The sequence below is a fragment of the Sphingobium sp. TomTYG65 genome (assembly GCF_055395525.1).
On sequence record NZ_AP027330.1, the window covers coordinates 1,921,059 to 1,934,070 of the forward strand.

Sequence of the window (13,012 nt, forward strand, 5' to 3'; positions counted from 1 at the left end):
CGTGGGGTGAGAAAGATCGCCCGCCTGGACGATCTATCTCAATTGCCGGACGAAAGCAGCTGATCCACCGTTCCACGGCGCAGATGTGCCTGTGCGGCGTGCGCATAGCTGGCCTGTTGCGCGATGCGCTTGCCCAGCGTCACGGCGCTTTCCACCGCTTCCTTCGAGGCTGGCGGGAGCGGCACCAATATGATCGGCGCTGGCAGCAGCGACTGGATTTCCGCCTCTGCGTCTTCGATTGTCGGAGCGCTGGCTGCGCGCAGGTCCGCCAGAATATCGGCAACCTTGGCATGCACCTTTGCATATTCCGCCGCGCTCGCCAGATCATCTTCGGAAAGACCAGCGCCGCCGTCGCCCTCATGGGGTTTGCCGGCATGGGGATCGACGCCCTGCTGCGCTGTCACCGGCTGGACCGCGGGCACAGCCGAAGGCGTTCGGGACGTGACCCGATCAACCTGCGTTAAGTCGCTCCGCGAAACATACTCGTTCATGACGCACCATCCTAATGCGTCCCCATGAATATATTACGGCCAGCAATGCCTAAGATTTAATTCACCCTGACGATTTTTTTCAAAGCTTCCGCCCGTCGGCGTCGAAGCGCAGGTCGCTCGGCACGTCGATGAAGGGCCGGTCCATCTCGCTTGCCATCCGGTTTTCCACGCGGAAGACGAAGGCGAGCACAGTGGCGACCGCCATATAGAGCCCTTCATTGACGATCTGTCCCGCGCGCGAGGTGAAATAGATGGCGCGCGCCAGATCCGGATATTGCAGCACGGTGACGCCGTTCTGGTCCGCCAGCTCGCGGATGGCGGCGGCGATCGCATCGCATCCTTTCGCTACCACGACCGGCGCTGCGTCCTGGCCGGGCTTGTAGCGCAGGGCGACGGCGAAATGGGTGGGGTTGGTGATGATGACGCTGGCCTCCGCCACCGCCTTTCGCGTCGATCCGCTCAGCACTTCGAACTGGCGGCGGCGGATATGGCCCTTCAGTTCCGGCGAGCCTTCGCTTTCCTTATTCTCGTCCTTGATGTCCTGCTTACTCATGGCGAGCCGCTTCGACCGCTGCATGATCTGGGCGGGCACATCGATGCCGGCGATCAGGAACAAGCCGCCCGCCATGACGAGGCAGGTCATGATGAACATGTTGCCAAGGTCCGACATGGCCGGAGCAAGACCGGATTGGCCGAGGCCGATGATGGCGGTCAGACGATCCCAGATCAGCCACACACCGATCGATCCGAGCAGCGCCACCTTCGCGATGGATTTCATCAGTTCGATAAGGCCCTGCACGCCGAAGATGCGCTTGAGCCCTGCGGCGGGATTGAGCTTCGACGCCTTGGGCGCAAAGGCGCCGGGACGGAAACCGAACGATCCGAGGATCGCCGGCCCGGCAATCGCCGCCAGCGTGGTCGCCAGCAATATGCCGCCAACCGGCAAGGCAATGCCGGTCAGCAGGCTCATGCCGCGCGCAGCCGGGGCGAAATCCATGATGTCCTCGCGCCGGAAGCGCAGCGCTTCGATCAGCATCTGGGACAGCGATTCGACGACCGATGGTCCGGTGACCGCGATCCAGCCGATCCCCGCCATGACGACGAGCGCCGTCGCCAGTTCCTTGGATTGCAGGATGTCGCCTTTCTTGGCGGCATCCTGCAATTTCTTCTGGGTTGGCTTCTCGGTCTTTTCGCCGCCGCCATTGCTGCCCGACATGGTTCAGTGCCCCTCTGCGATCGCTTGGGCCTGGTCGAGGCCAGCCTTGAGAGCAGCGGTCAGGCCATCCCCCATCACCGGAGCGGCAATGGCCAGCAGAATGAGGCCCGCCATCACCGCGACGGGCATGCCGACCGCAAACAGGTTGAGCGAAGGGGCGCTGCGGGCGAGCATGCCCATGATGATCTGGACCAGCACCAGCGCGAAGCCGACGGGCAGCGCCACGGTAACGCCCGCGCCGAGCAACGATCCGCCGAACTGGACAAGGTGCCAAACCGCATCGTTGCTTATCATCGCGCCGCCGGGAGGAAGCGCCTTGTAGCTTTGCACCACGAAGCTTGCGAGCATCAGATGGCCGTCCATGCCCAGCAGCAGGAAGGTGGCGAGGATGGAGAGGAAGGTGCCCACCGCCTGGGTCGGCTGCCCCGAGGAGGGATCGACCATCGCGGCGAAGTTGAGGCCCATGGCACTGCCAATCGTCTCGCCCGCGACGAAGGCGGCGGCATAGCCGATCTGCACCGCAAAGCCCATGGCAAGCCCGGCCAGCACCTCACCCGCGACCAGCATCACGCCCTGGAAACTGGCGACGCCATCCTGCGGCAACTGGATGGTGACGCTGTTGAGCGCGGCAAGGCCAAGGGCAAGCGACAGGATGAAGCGCAGCGGCAGCGGCACGGCCGGTGCACCGAAAACGGGCGCCGCGATGAAGGCCGCGCCGGGACGGATCATGGCGATGAGCCAGATCCACAGCTGCGTTTCCACATTCGCGAAGCCCGGCGCGATCATTGAAGCAGGTCCGGGATGCGTTCGAATATCTCGCGGGTGAAATCGGCGATCAGCACCAGGATCGACCCGCCGAACAGAACCAGCATCCCGCCCACGACGATGATCTTGGGGATGAAGCTCAACGTCTGTTCGTTGATCGAGGTCGCCGCCTGCACCATGCCGATCAGGACGCCCGCAATCAGCGCGGGGATGAGGATGGGGGCCGCGGCCAGCGCGGTGATCCAGAGCGCCTGCTGGGCAAGGCCCATGAAGAAGTCGGCGTTGTCCATAGACTAGACCGCTACCTCCGTTCGCCCTGTTCGAACGAGCCGCTTGTCTCTTTCCAATGTCGAAGGGCGCGCGCGTGCTTCGACAAGCTCAGCACGAACGGGGGTTGGTTGCCCAATTTTGCTCATGTCGCAAACGACCCCGCCAGCGACCCCATGGTCAGCGCCCATCCATCCACCAGCACGAACAGCAGCAGCTTGAACGGCATGGAGATGATCGTCGGCGAAAGCATCATCATGCCGAGCGCCATCAGCGTGGAGGCGACAACCAGGTCGATGATGAGGAAGGGCAGGAAGATCATGAAACCGATCTGGAAGGCGGTCTTCAGTTCGCTGGTCACGAAGGCGGGCAGCAGGATCGAGAAGGGAATGTCGGCAGGCGAGCGGAAGGCAGGCGCTTCAGCGAGATTGGCGAACAGCTTGAGATCGGTTTCGCGGGTCTGCTTGGTCATGAAGCCGTGCAGCACCTTGCCCGAGCGGCCGACCGCTTCCTCGATGCTGATCTGGCCCTTGCCATAGGGGTCGAACGCCTGCGCGTTGATCTGGTCGATGGCGGGCCGCATCACGAACAGCGAGAGGAACAGCGATAGCCCCACCAGCACCTGGTTCGGCGGGGTCTGCTGCAGCCCAAGCGCCTGGCGCAGCAGCGACAGGACGATGATGATGCGGGTGAAGCTGGTCATCATGAGCACGAGCGACGGCAGGACCGACAGCAGGCTCATGAGGACAAGGATTTGCAGCGACAGCGACAGCGAACGGCCGTCACCCGAAATCTGGCCCATGGCGCGTGTCAGCGCGCCGCCATTATCGACGGGCGCGGCAGGAACCGCCTGCGCGGCCGCCTGGGCTAGAGCGGGGGTGGTTACGAACAACCAAGAAAGTAGCACTGCAGCCAGCAGGGCGATCACCGAACGCCCCGACAGCCGTTCGCCCTGAGCCAGTCGAAGGGCGCGCGCATAGTTGGGTATCGCGCGTGCTTCGACAGGCTCAGCACGAACGGAGGGAGGGATCTCAGCGTCCGGCACGATAGGGATCGCCTTCCGCGATCTTCTCGATCCGGCCGCGCGTGACGGACAGCAGTATCTTCTTGCCCTCGAACTCTACGACGGCAAGCTTGCCGAAGGTGCCGAGCGGCAGCGCCTCCAGCATCTTGAGCGAGCGGCCATCCTGACCCGCCATCATGCCGGGCTGATATTTGCGCCATAGCCAGAGCGCGCCAAAGGCCATGCCGCCCACCAGCGGCAACAGGATCAGCAATTTGACGAAATACCAGAACATGGGGCGCAGTCCGCAATGATGGTTAATCGTCTTTCCGAATCAGAAAGATCGCCGCGCAGCAAGGGAAAAGCGCGTGCAGCGCGATCAGCCGCGCCGTTCGACCCCGGCAAGGCGGCTTTCGGCGGCGGCGATATCGACGATGCGGATGCCATAGCGGCCGTTCACCGTCACCACTTCACCCTTCGCGATCAGCGCGCCATTGACCATGATGTCGAGCAGGTCATCGGACTGGCGGTCCAGTTCCACGATGCTGCCTTCCGCCAGGTCCATGACCTCGGCCAAACGGAGCGAGGTGGAGCCGACCTCCACGGACATGCGGACGGGAATGTCCGCCAGCAGGCGGAACTGACGGTTATTGGCCATCCGGCTGCCGCCTTCCTCGCCGAAGCCGTCAATACGGGGCGCTTCGCTCATGTCGCTCATTGTTCAGGTCCTTGTGAAAGCTTTTCGATCTGGAATGCGGCGCGGCCGTCCTGATCGCCGATCGATCCATGGGCGACGATGCGGTCGCCCACGATCAGCGGCAGGCTGCGGCTGATGGTCACTGGAATGATGTCGCCCGCCTTCAACTGCATAAGGTCGGCGAGCGAGAGATTGGGCCGCGCCAGCACGGTGCGGGCGGGCAGGCGGATATCGCGCATGCGATTGGCGATGCGCGCCTGCCAGACGGGGTCGACGCGTTCTTCGTCCACCTGCGTCTTCGATCCCATCAGAGGTTCGACGGCGCGGAGCGAGGACAGCGGGAACAGCAGGTCGATCGGCCATTCCTGATCGCGCGCGATGCTGAGCATGAAGCGCTGCAGCACCATCTGCTCGCCCGGCTGAGCGGCGGAAGCAAAGCCGATGCCGCTTTCCCGGACAATCAGCCCCGGCTCCAGCGGCAGAATGTCGGCCCAGCTATCGACGAGACGCGCGATCAGCCCTTCGGAAATGCGGCTGATCAGCCGATCCTCGGTCGGCGTGAACTCGCCGCGCGCAGGCAGCGGCCGGTGGCCGAGGCCGCCATAGAAACAATCGACAAGGGTCGAGATCATGGCTGCATCGATGCGCAGCAGCATCTGCCCCTTCAGCGGCGCCATGCGATAGACGCCGATGCTAGTGAAGGCTGGGACATCTGCCGACCATGTCGCGAAGTCCAGCACCTGCGTATCCGCCACGCCGATATGCGGACGGGCGCCTGAGATCGGCTCGATCAGGGCGCGCAAACGCCGGCCAAGCTTCTCGCTCAGCCGGTCCAGCCCCGACAGCATTTGTGGTGTCTGCGATTCCCCCCGCCCGAAGGCGTAGGTCTGAACGTCGTTCATGATAGTCCCCTGCCCTCATGAGCCAGGGGACTTCCCGGCTTATCAGGCGCCCCTATTGAATAACGAAATTGGTAAAATAAACGTTATCTACGCCGCCATATCCGGTCTTCTGTTTCAAAACATCGTTGATTGCGCCCTTGATCCGGCCCTGAAGCTGGCGTTTGCCCTCCGGCGTCGCGAGCATCGTTTCGGGTTGCTGGGCGAGCAGCATCAGCACCTGGCTGCGAATCGCCATTTCATGCGTCTTGATCGCCTCGATCACCCGCAGGTCGTAATAGGTCGATACCGCGATCGAAATCTGGGCGAAGGCGTCCGTGTCCGACATGTTGGAGGTGAAGGGCGCCTGGAGCTGGAAATAGGTGGCCTGATAGGCCGCCGGATTGGCGGGCGTGGGCAGGTCGATGCCCTTGCCGGGGTGCGCGGGCGCATGCGCGCCGCCGCCCCCGCCGCCGCCTTCACCATGCCCCTCGCCGCCGGACATGCCATGGGCCTTGGCGACTTCCTCCGCGCTCTCGCCCGCAAGAACCAGGACCGGCTTGTTGGGATCTTCCTTCGGGCCTTCTTCCTTCGAACTGAAGAAACCGGCGGCATAAAGCCCCCCGGCCGTGCCAGCGCCACCGAGGACGAGCGCGACGACGATCAGGAGGATCATCTTCATGCCTCCCCCCTTCTTTTTCTTCGTCTTCGCCTCGTCACTCATTTGCCGGTCCCCCGAATATCCTGGAATTTATGCGTAGCGCGCGCGTACCGCGTCCTGGGCGCGCGGCTGTGCATCCGCATGGTTAAGAACGGCAGGATCGCCGGAGCCTTTAGACCCAAAAGCGTTATTTTCACGGCCCTGCCAGCGGCCCTGCTGGCCTTGGGGCTGACCCATATTCTGGCTGTTTTGCTGCCAGGCGGAGGCGGTCTGGGAACCCTGCTGCTGCGGCTGTTGCTGCTGCGAGGAGGACTGGTTGCCCATGTCCGCGCGATGGGCTTCGGCCACCGGCGCCGCCCGCTCCACCCGGACATCGGAAATGCGCACGGCAGCGAGGCCCGCGTCCAGCTTTAGCCGGTCGCTGTCCTGCCGCAATGCGACTTCGGCGGCTTCGCTGGCGACGGTCAGACTGACAGCCGCGCCGTCGCTTCCCTGACGCACATCGACCTGAACAGCGCCGAGATGATGCGTATCGATCTGGAAGCGCCCCTGCGCGCCATTGGCGGTGAGCCCGGCGATGTCGCGGGCAAGGCCGTCGATCCACTGGCCCGACACGCCCATATCCACCATCTGCGCGCCAAGGCTGGCGGACAGGTCCACGATCGGGACGGAGGGCGCAGCAGCCTGCACGGCCATGGGCTGGCTGACAACGCCAGGGGTCGGGGGCGCGGCGTCAAGCGGCTGCGCAGCAATCGGAAGAACAGAGGCAGCCTCCGCCTGACGCGCGGCAGGCTTGTCCTTCATGGACGCTGCGACCGAGACCTGCTCGCCCACCCTGAGAGGCTGGCCGGACTGGCGACCGGAGAGCTGCTCGCGCACCATTTGCAGCAGTGCCAGCGCCTCGGCTTTCACCGGCTTGCCGTTGAGCATGGGCATTGAAGGAGCCCTGTTCTCGGCGACAGGCGCGGCGCTTTCCGCTGCCGGCTCGTCCTTGCTGGTCACAGCGATGGGCGCGGCCAGCTCAACCGGCGGCGCATTGCGCGGGGCCGGTGCTGAAATGTCTTTCGCAAAGGGGGCAGCTACAGGCGCGTCAGCGGCCACCGGAAGAATGGAGGGCCGGACTCGCGGCGGCGCGACTGGCTGATCACCTTCGACCTGCGCGGTCTCGATGACGAGCGGTGTGGGAGCCGCTACAGGCGCAGGTGCGACAGCAATCAGGGGCGCGATCACCGTTACGGCCTCTGCTGTGGGGGTCGCGACCTCAGCTTCTTTGTGGGTCTCCGGCTTGGGCGCGGGTTCCTCTTCGGTTGCGGTCACGGCCGGCGAAGCGAGCGGGCGCGGTTCGGGCGTCACATCCTTCTTATGGGCCTGACGCGGCTTGGCGGATGGCTTGACCTCTACAGCTTCGACTGGCGCATCGGGCCGAGCTACAGCAGGCAGTGGCGCGGCCTCTACGGTAACGGCCTCCGGTTCGGCTTCAGGCTGGGGTTCAGCTTGCACTTCGGGCTGACCCTTGTCCCGCCCCAAGGCAAGGCCCGGCGCGGGCGCAGATTGCCCATCCGGCTGACGCTTGACCAGCCCCAATGCCAGGCCGGGCGGAAGCGCAGTAGGCGTCTCCTTGCCCGCCGCGACCGCAAGGGCCAGACCGTGCGGCACATGATCATGGGCGGCGGGCTGAACCAGTTGTTCGAGATCGGGCTGGACGTCGGGCACGGCGGCAACGGGCGCTTCCGCATCGACCTGCGGCACGACAGGCGCGGCGGCACCGGCCGGGCGCGCTTCCTCCATCGATCCGTTCAGCAGCGCTGCGAAATCACTTGTGTCCTGTCCTGGCGCCGCTGCGACGGCCGTTCCCGGCACCGCGGCCGAGGAAAAAAGCAGTGCCTTGAGGCTGGTTAGCATGTTCATGTCAGACACCCCCTGTCCGTTGCATGCGACGATAGCGCGGCAAAGCCGCCAGTTTATTCTCGCGCCATTCCTCCAGGTCCGCGCGGGCGCGATCCTTGAGCTTTTCGGCAATTTCGCGATCGCGATTAGCCACTTGGCTGAGACCTTCCTTCACTTCGACCTTGCGGCGTGCGTCATAGAGCGCGCCGTCCAACTGCCGCCCCGCCTGTTCAAGACGGCCCGCCAGCTCCTGCATTGCTGCAAAATTCGCGCCAGTTGCCATGCCAGGGTTGGAAAAAAGATCGCCGCGCACCTTGCGCAGCCGGTCGGCATTGCGTTCGATGCCGTCCGCCTCGTCACGGGCGCGCGCGGTTTCGGCCACGGCCATGGCGTGCTGGACATGGCGGACGCGCAGGATGCGCTGGCGAGTCTTGAGCGCGCCCTTCATGCGCCAAACTCAGCGATGAGCGCGCCAGCGCTGGTGTCGAGGTCAATGTGGCTTTTCTGATCCTGACGAATGAAGTCGAGGATTTCCTGGCGGCGCTGCACCGCTTCGTCGATCACCGGATCATTGCCGGGGCGGTAAGCCCCCATCAGGATAAGGTCGCGATTTTCCTCATAAGCGGCCCAAAGGCGGCGATAGGCGGCCGCCGCCATGCGATGCTCGTCCGGCACGACATCGGCCATGACGCGCGAGAGCGACTTGCCGATGTCGATGGCGGGAAAGATCGCCTGTTCGGAGAGATGGCGCGACAGGACGAAATGCCCGTCCACAATCGCGCGGGCGGCATCGACGATCGGATCGTCCGTGTCGTCGCCATCGGCCAGCACGGTGTAGAGCGCCGTGATCGAACCGCCGGTGCGGCTATCGACGCCAGCGCGCTCGACCAGACGAGGGATGAGCGCGAGCGCAGAGGGCGGATAGCCCTTCATCGCGGGAGGTTCGCCGAGCGCCAGACCGATTTCCCGCTGGGCGTGGGCGCAGCGGGTCAAGCTATCGATCAGCAGCAGCACCTTCTTGCCCCGCGCGCGGAAATATTCGGCGATGGCGGTGGCGCGGGCGGCGGCGCGCAGGCGCAGCACCGGCGGATGGTCTGCGGGCACGGCAACGACGATCGATTTGTGCATCGCGCCCTTGAGCTTGGTTTCCAGGAAGTCGCTGACCTCGCGGCCGCGTTCGCCGATCAGGCCCGCAACGACGATGTCGGCTTCGGCCCCCGCGATCATCTGGCCCATCAGGACGGACTTGCCGACGCCAGACCCCGCGATGATCGCGATGCGCTGTCCGCGCCCGGCGGTCAGCAGTGCATTGACGGCGCGCACGCCCAGATCGAACGGTTCGGTCACGCGCCCGCGATCGAGCACATTGCCCTTCACACCGTTGAGCGGCCAGCTGCCACCTGCGATGATCGGCCCCTTGCGATCAAGCGGCTGACCCATCGCATCGATAACGCGGCCGATGAGGCCATCACCCACCTGAACCATGGTCGCCTGACTGTCCGGCTCGACCCGCGCGCCATTTTCCAGCGGCGCGTCGGCATCCAGCGGCACCAGCAGCGTCTTGTCGCCACGGAAGCCGACGACTTCCGCGCGGCAGACGGTCCCGTCGGCCGCGATCACCCGCGCCCCTGCGCCGATCGGCTTGCGAAAGCCAGTGACCTCCAGCATGCCCGCGTCATGGCTGACCAGCCGCCCGACATGGCGGGGTGCACGGTTCTGCACCTGCAGATGGTCGAACAGCGTCTCCGCCTGCGCGAGCGAGGCCTTGATCACGCCTTACCCTCCATGTCGTCGAGCAGCGCGCGCAGACGGGACAGGCGCACATCGGGGCCGTCCTCGACCCAGCCGTCAGCGGTTTCAAGCCGCACGCAGCCCCGGTGCATGGCGGCGTCAGGGACCAGCTTCACGCCGATCACCTCGCCTTCCAGCAGAGCGATATCGTCGGGATGCAGGTGCAGCGCGCCCTTTGCGTCATTCTCTTCGATGAAGGCGGCAACCGTGTCGCAACGCTGGACAAGGCGGTCGATATCGATTTCGACCTCGCCGACAATCTGTTCGACCAGACGCACGACCGTGGCCGACAACATGGTGGACAGCATGCCGCTGGGCGCGGGGGTCAGCAGTTCCATTGCCTCAGCCAGCCGGTTGCGGGCTTCGGTTTCAGCAGCCTGCCCGTCGCCGATCACGCGGCAGCCTTCGTCAAAGCCCTGCGCGAATGCCTCCATCCGCGCCTGCTCCAATATGTCCTCGTCGGTCATCGCCGGGGCGGCATCGTGCATCGCCTGCCCGTGAAAGCCATGATCCTCCGCGAACCGATTGCGGAAGCCCCCGCTTCGTACCTGGCTGACGCCACCCAGCGGAATGCTGGCTGCGTCACGGCTGCTGCTTGCGTCCCAGACCTTAAACAAAGTCGTTCCCCTTGCCGCCCAGCATGATGGTGCCAGCGTCCGCCATGCGGCGCGCGGTCGCGATGATCAGCTTCTGCGCGTCCATCACCTCGGCGAGACGGATGGGGCCGCGTTCCTCGATCTCGTCGGCAATCGCCTGCGCGGCGCGGGCCGACATGGAACCGAAGATCTTGCCCTTCAGTATGTCGTTCGCGCCCTTCAGCGCCACGACCAGCACGCTGCTGTCGATGGTGCGCATCAGCGTGCCCATATTCTTGTCGTCCATGTCGATCAGGTTATCGAAGACGAACATCTCTTCTTCGATTGTCTGGGCGATCATCTTGTCGCGCTTGGCGATCGCCTTGATGATCCGCTGCTCATTTTCCTTGCGGACATTGTTCATGATGGCGGCCGCTTCGATCGTGCCGCCGCGCTGCGATGCCGCGCCCTGCTTCTTCGAAGTCGAACCGCGCAGCAGCAGCTGCTCCAGGTCGTCCAGCGCCTCGTTGGACACCGGGCCCAAGGTGGCGATGCGATAGACGATCTCTTCCTGATATTCGGCGGGCAGCAATTGCAGCACATCGGCGGCGACGGGAGCCTCCAGATGAGCCAGCACGATCGCCATGATCTGCGGATGCTCCGCCTCGATCAGCGAGGCGACTTCCTTGGCGTCCATCCACTTCAGCATTTCGAGCTGGGTCGAGCGCGTCGGCGGCGTGATGCGCGCCAGGATCGTCTCGGCGCGTTCCTCGCCCAAAGCCTTGGTCATCGCGCCACGGATATGGCGGGTCGCGCCATAGCCGATGGTGGTGCGCTTCTTCGCCTTGGTGACGAAATGGTCGAGCGCCTCGTTGACTTCCTCGACCGCGACATCGGCGACGTCATACATCGCATAGCCAAGCTGGCGGACCTCGTCGGGCTCCAGGCGGGAGAGGATCTGTGCAGCCTCATCCTCGTCGAACAGCATCAGCAGGACAGCGGCGGCTGCGCTGCCTTTGATGGGGGGAACGGTGACGGCCTCAGCCATTGTCCTTCTTCCCTTCCTTCAGGAGGTCGCGGACCACAAGGGCTGCGCGATCGGGGTCCTGCTTCACGAAGTTGCGAATGAGGTCGGCGCGCTGCGCATAGTCATAGGTGGACGAGATCATGTCGAGCGTGACGGCCTTGCTGCCATCAGGAGCGATCGCGGCCTGCTTTGTGATCTCCGTCGAGATTTCGCGGCCGATCTTCTGCCCCTGAACGGCGACATCGGCGACGGCGGCTTCCTGAGCAGCGGCGCGGCGCTTCAGCAGCGGGCGGCCGATGCCGAAGATCACCAGCAGCGCGACCACGAGCGCCGACAGGTTGCGCACCAGCGGAGAGATCCAGTCCGCTTCATACCAGGGGGCCTTCACTTCCTCAGCCTTGACGAAGCTGCGCGAGGACAGGGCAACGACGTCGCCGCGCGCCTGATCGAAGCCCACGGCGCCCTTCACCAGAGCCTCCAGTGCGGCAATTTCCTGTGCCGAGCGTGGCTTGCCATCCGCGCCATTGTCGAGCGCTACGGCGACGGACAGGCGCTTGACGGTGCCGATCGCGTCCTTGGTCACCGACACTTCACGGCCCAGCTCAAAGCTGCGGTTGAAGGTTTCCTCGGTCTTCATCGGCGCGCTGGGCGGGGTAGCGGGCTGGTTCGCCTGCGTACCCTGGCTGACGGCCTGGCCATTGGGGTTGGTCTGGGTGACGGTAGGGTTGACCGGCGCCTGATTGCTGAGCGCGCCGGGCACACCGCTCGCTTCGCCGCCCGCACCCTGGCCGCGCGGGTCGGACGCCCAGCTGCCGGTTTCGGTGCGCAGACGGGCTTCGTCCTGCGGATAGGTTTCGCGGGTCGCCTGACGCTCTGCAAAGTTCAGTTCGGCGCGGACTTCGGTCGAGAATTTGCCTTCGCCAAGGATCGGGGTCAGCAGCGCGATCACCGACTGGCGATAACGGTCCTCGATCTTCGACTGGACCGCGAGCTGCCGGTCGTCGGCGGCGTTGCCGTCATTATTGCTGAGCAGGCGGCCATTCTGGTCCACCAGCGAAATCTGGTCGGGGCTGAGTTCCGGCACCGATGAGGCAACGAGGTGGACGATCGCGCTCACCTGCGCGTCGGTCAGCGTGCGGCCCGAAGCGAGGCGCAGCATGACCGAAGCGGAAGGCTTGGCCCGTTCGCGCAGGAAGACGCTCGGCGGTTCGACGGCGAGGTGGACCTTGGCGCTTTCGACGCTGTCGATCGCCTCGATCGTGCGGGCAAGATCCATTTCGCGCGCGGAGCGCAGCTTTTCGCCCTCGACGGCGCGCGACGCGCCCATCGGCAGGCTGTCGATCATGCTGTTGCCATCGGGCGCGCTCTTGGGCAGGCCTTGGGCGGCGAGCATCATCTTCGCCTTGAAATAATCATCCTCGGCCACGGTCATCGCGCCCGAATTGTCGAAGTCGTAAGCCAGGCCATTTTGGTCCAGCACCTGGGCCACGGCCGACTTGTCGGCATCGGGCAGGCCACGGAACAGGTCGCGCTGTGGCGGTTCGCGGAGCGCCAGCCAGGCAGCGCCTGCGGTCGCGACGACGCCGAGCAGGCCGAGCAGCGGCAGGCTTTTCGCCACCGCAGGCTGCTTGATGAAGCCCGTGAAGCGCGCCTTGAGCGCATCGGGACTCATGGAGTTGCCAAGAGCCGGGCCGCTGGTGGCGGGGAGAGCGGCAGCGCCGCCGACATTGGTGGAAAGTGCGTTCTCGCTCATA

15 protein-coding genes are annotated in these 13,012 nt (G+C 64.9%); all 15 read right to left on the reverse strand.

Annotated features, from left to right (window positions below; genetic code table 11):
• Nucleotides 1–38: 38 nt before the first annotated feature.
• Nucleotides 39–491 carry a hypothetical protein gene (locus tag ACZ5Y5_RS09420; protein WP_464808389.1) on the reverse strand — a complete coding sequence of 151 codons (453 nt, stop codon included), beginning with the start codon at nucleotides 489–491 and terminating at the stop codon, nucleotides 39–41.
• Nucleotides 492–570: 79 nt separating this feature from the next.
• Nucleotides 571–1,707, reverse strand: a complete 1,137-nt coding sequence (flhB, locus tag ACZ5Y5_RS09425) for a flagellar type III secretion system protein FlhB (RefSeq protein WP_464808390.1) — start codon at nucleotides 1,705–1,707, stop codon at nucleotides 571–573.
• 3 nt (nucleotides 1,708–1,710) lie between these two features.
• Nucleotides 1,711–2,493: a flagellar biosynthetic protein FliR gene (gene fliR / locus ACZ5Y5_RS09430; protein WP_464808391.1), complete on the reverse strand. Its 783-nt coding sequence runs from the start codon at nucleotides 2,491–2,493 to the stop codon at nucleotides 1,711–1,713.
• On the reverse strand, nucleotides 2,490–2,762 hold the full coding sequence (fliQ, locus tag ACZ5Y5_RS09435; protein ID WP_460986469.1) for a flagellar biosynthesis protein FliQ: 273 nt from the start codon (nucleotides 2,760–2,762) through the stop codon (nucleotides 2,490–2,492). The genes fliR and fliQ overlap by 4 nt, the downstream gene beginning before the upstream one ends.
• Before the next feature lie 122 nt (nucleotides 2,763–2,884).
• Nucleotides 2,885–3,667: a flagellar type III secretion system pore protein FliP gene (gene fliP, locus ACZ5Y5_RS09440; RefSeq protein WP_464810511.1), complete on the reverse strand. Its 783-nt coding sequence runs from the start codon at nucleotides 3,665–3,667 to the stop codon at nucleotides 2,885–2,887.
• A 103-nt stretch (nucleotides 3,668–3,770) separates the two neighbouring features.
• Entirely contained in the window at nucleotides 3,771–4,037 is a 267-nt protein-coding gene (locus ACZ5Y5_RS09445; RefSeq protein ID WP_021236401.1) for a FliO/MopB family protein, read from the reverse strand.
• Nucleotides 4,038–4,121: 84 nt separating this feature from the next.
• Nucleotides 4,122–4,460, reverse strand: coding sequence for a flagellar motor switch protein FliN (gene fliN / locus ACZ5Y5_RS09450; protein ID WP_464808392.1), 339 nt, complete (start codon nucleotides 4,458–4,460; stop codon nucleotides 4,122–4,124).
• On the reverse strand, nucleotides 4,457–5,341 hold the full coding sequence (locus tag ACZ5Y5_RS09455; protein WP_464808393.1) for a flagellar motor switch protein FliM: 885 nt from the start codon (nucleotides 5,339–5,341) through the stop codon (nucleotides 4,457–4,459). Before ACZ5Y5_RS09455 ends, fliN begins: the two co-directional genes overlap by 4 nt.
• Before the next feature lie 52 nt (nucleotides 5,342–5,393).
• Entirely contained in the window at nucleotides 5,394–6,041 is a 648-nt protein-coding gene (locus tag ACZ5Y5_RS09460; protein WP_464808394.1) for a flagellar basal body-associated FliL family protein, read from the reverse strand.
• 27 nt (nucleotides 6,042–6,068) lie between these two features.
• Entirely contained in the window at nucleotides 6,069–7,886 is a 1,818-nt protein-coding gene (locus ACZ5Y5_RS09465; RefSeq protein ID WP_464808395.1) for a flagellar hook-length control protein FliK, read from the reverse strand.
• Between the two features lies 1 nt (nucleotide 7,887).
• The gene (locus tag ACZ5Y5_RS09470) at nucleotides 7,888–8,313 is read right to left on the reverse strand and encodes a hypothetical protein (protein ID WP_464808396.1); all 426 of its coding nucleotides are present in this window, start codon (nucleotides 8,311–8,313) and stop codon (nucleotides 7,888–7,890) included.
• Nucleotides 8,310–9,638, reverse strand: coding sequence for a FliI/YscN family ATPase (locus tag ACZ5Y5_RS09475; RefSeq protein ID WP_464808397.1), 1,329 nt, complete (start codon nucleotides 9,636–9,638; stop codon nucleotides 8,310–8,312). The genes ACZ5Y5_RS09470 and ACZ5Y5_RS09475 overlap by 4 nt, the downstream gene beginning before the upstream one ends.
• A complete protein-coding gene (locus ACZ5Y5_RS09480; RefSeq protein ID WP_464808398.1) occupies nucleotides 9,635–10,273 on the reverse strand; it encodes a FliH/SctL family protein in 639 nt (212 codons plus the stop codon). Before ACZ5Y5_RS09480 ends, ACZ5Y5_RS09475 begins: the two co-directional genes overlap by 4 nt.
• Nucleotides 10,266–11,279 carry a flagellar motor switch protein FliG gene (gene fliG, locus ACZ5Y5_RS09485; RefSeq protein ID WP_464808399.1) on the reverse strand — a complete coding sequence of 338 codons (1,014 nt, stop codon included), beginning with the start codon at nucleotides 11,277–11,279 and terminating at the stop codon, nucleotides 10,266–10,268. The genes ACZ5Y5_RS09480 and fliG overlap by 8 nt, the downstream gene beginning before the upstream one ends.
• Nucleotides 11,272–13,011 (reverse strand): flagellar basal-body MS-ring/collar protein FliF, encoded by a 1,740-nt coding sequence (fliF, locus tag ACZ5Y5_RS09490; RefSeq protein ID WP_464808400.1) that lies wholly within the window; start codon nucleotides 13,009–13,011, stop codon nucleotides 11,272–11,274. The genes fliG and fliF overlap by 8 nt, the downstream gene beginning before the upstream one ends.
• Nucleotide 13,012 lies beyond the last annotated feature (1 nt).

Bases quoted from the DNA above. Each gene is read 5' to 3' on its own strand.
- ACZ5Y5_RS09420 (WP_464808389.1), bottom strand. From the start codon at position 491: ATGAACGAGTATGTTTCGCGGAGCGACTTAACGCAGGTTGATCGGGTC.
- flhB (WP_464808390.1), bottom strand. From the start codon at position 1,707: ATGTCGGGCAGCAATGGCGGCGGCGAAAAGACCGAGAAGCCAACCCAG.
- fliR (WP_464808391.1), bottom strand. From the start codon at position 2,493: ATGATCGCGCCGGGCTTCGCGAATGTGGAAACGCAGCTGTGGATCTGG.
- fliQ (WP_460986469.1), bottom strand. From the start codon at position 2,762: ATGGACAACGCCGACTTCTTCATGGGCCTTGCCCAGCAGGCGCTCTGG.
- ACZ5Y5_RS09445 (WP_021236401.1), bottom strand. From the start codon at position 4,037: ATGTTCTGGTATTTCGTCAAATTGCTGATCCTGTTGCCGCTGGTGGGC.
- fliN (WP_464808392.1), bottom strand. From the start codon at position 4,460: ATGAGCGACATGAGCGAAGCGCCCCGTATTGACGGCTTCGGCGAGGAA.
- ACZ5Y5_RS09455 (WP_464808393.1), bottom strand. From the start codon at position 5,341: ATGAACGACGTTCAGACCTACGCCTTCGGGCGGGGGGAATCGCAGACA.
- ACZ5Y5_RS09460 (WP_464808394.1), bottom strand. From the start codon at position 6,041: ATGAGTGACGAGGCGAAGACGAAGAAAAAGAAGGGGGGAGGCATGAAG.
- ACZ5Y5_RS09465 (WP_464808395.1), bottom strand. From the start codon at position 7,886: ATGAACATGCTAACCAGCCTCAAGGCACTGCTTTTTTCCTCGGCCGCG.
- ACZ5Y5_RS09470 (WP_464808396.1), bottom strand. From the start codon at position 8,313: ATGAAGGGCGCGCTCAAGACTCGCCAGCGCATCCTGCGCGTCCGCCAT.
- fliG (WP_464808399.1), bottom strand. From the start codon at position 11,279: ATGGCTGAGGCCGTCACCGTTCCCCCCATCAAAGGCAGCGCAGCCGCC.
- fliF (WP_464808400.1), bottom strand. From the start codon at position 13,011: ATGAGCGAGAACGCACTTTCCACCAATGTCGGCGGCGCTGCCGCTCTC.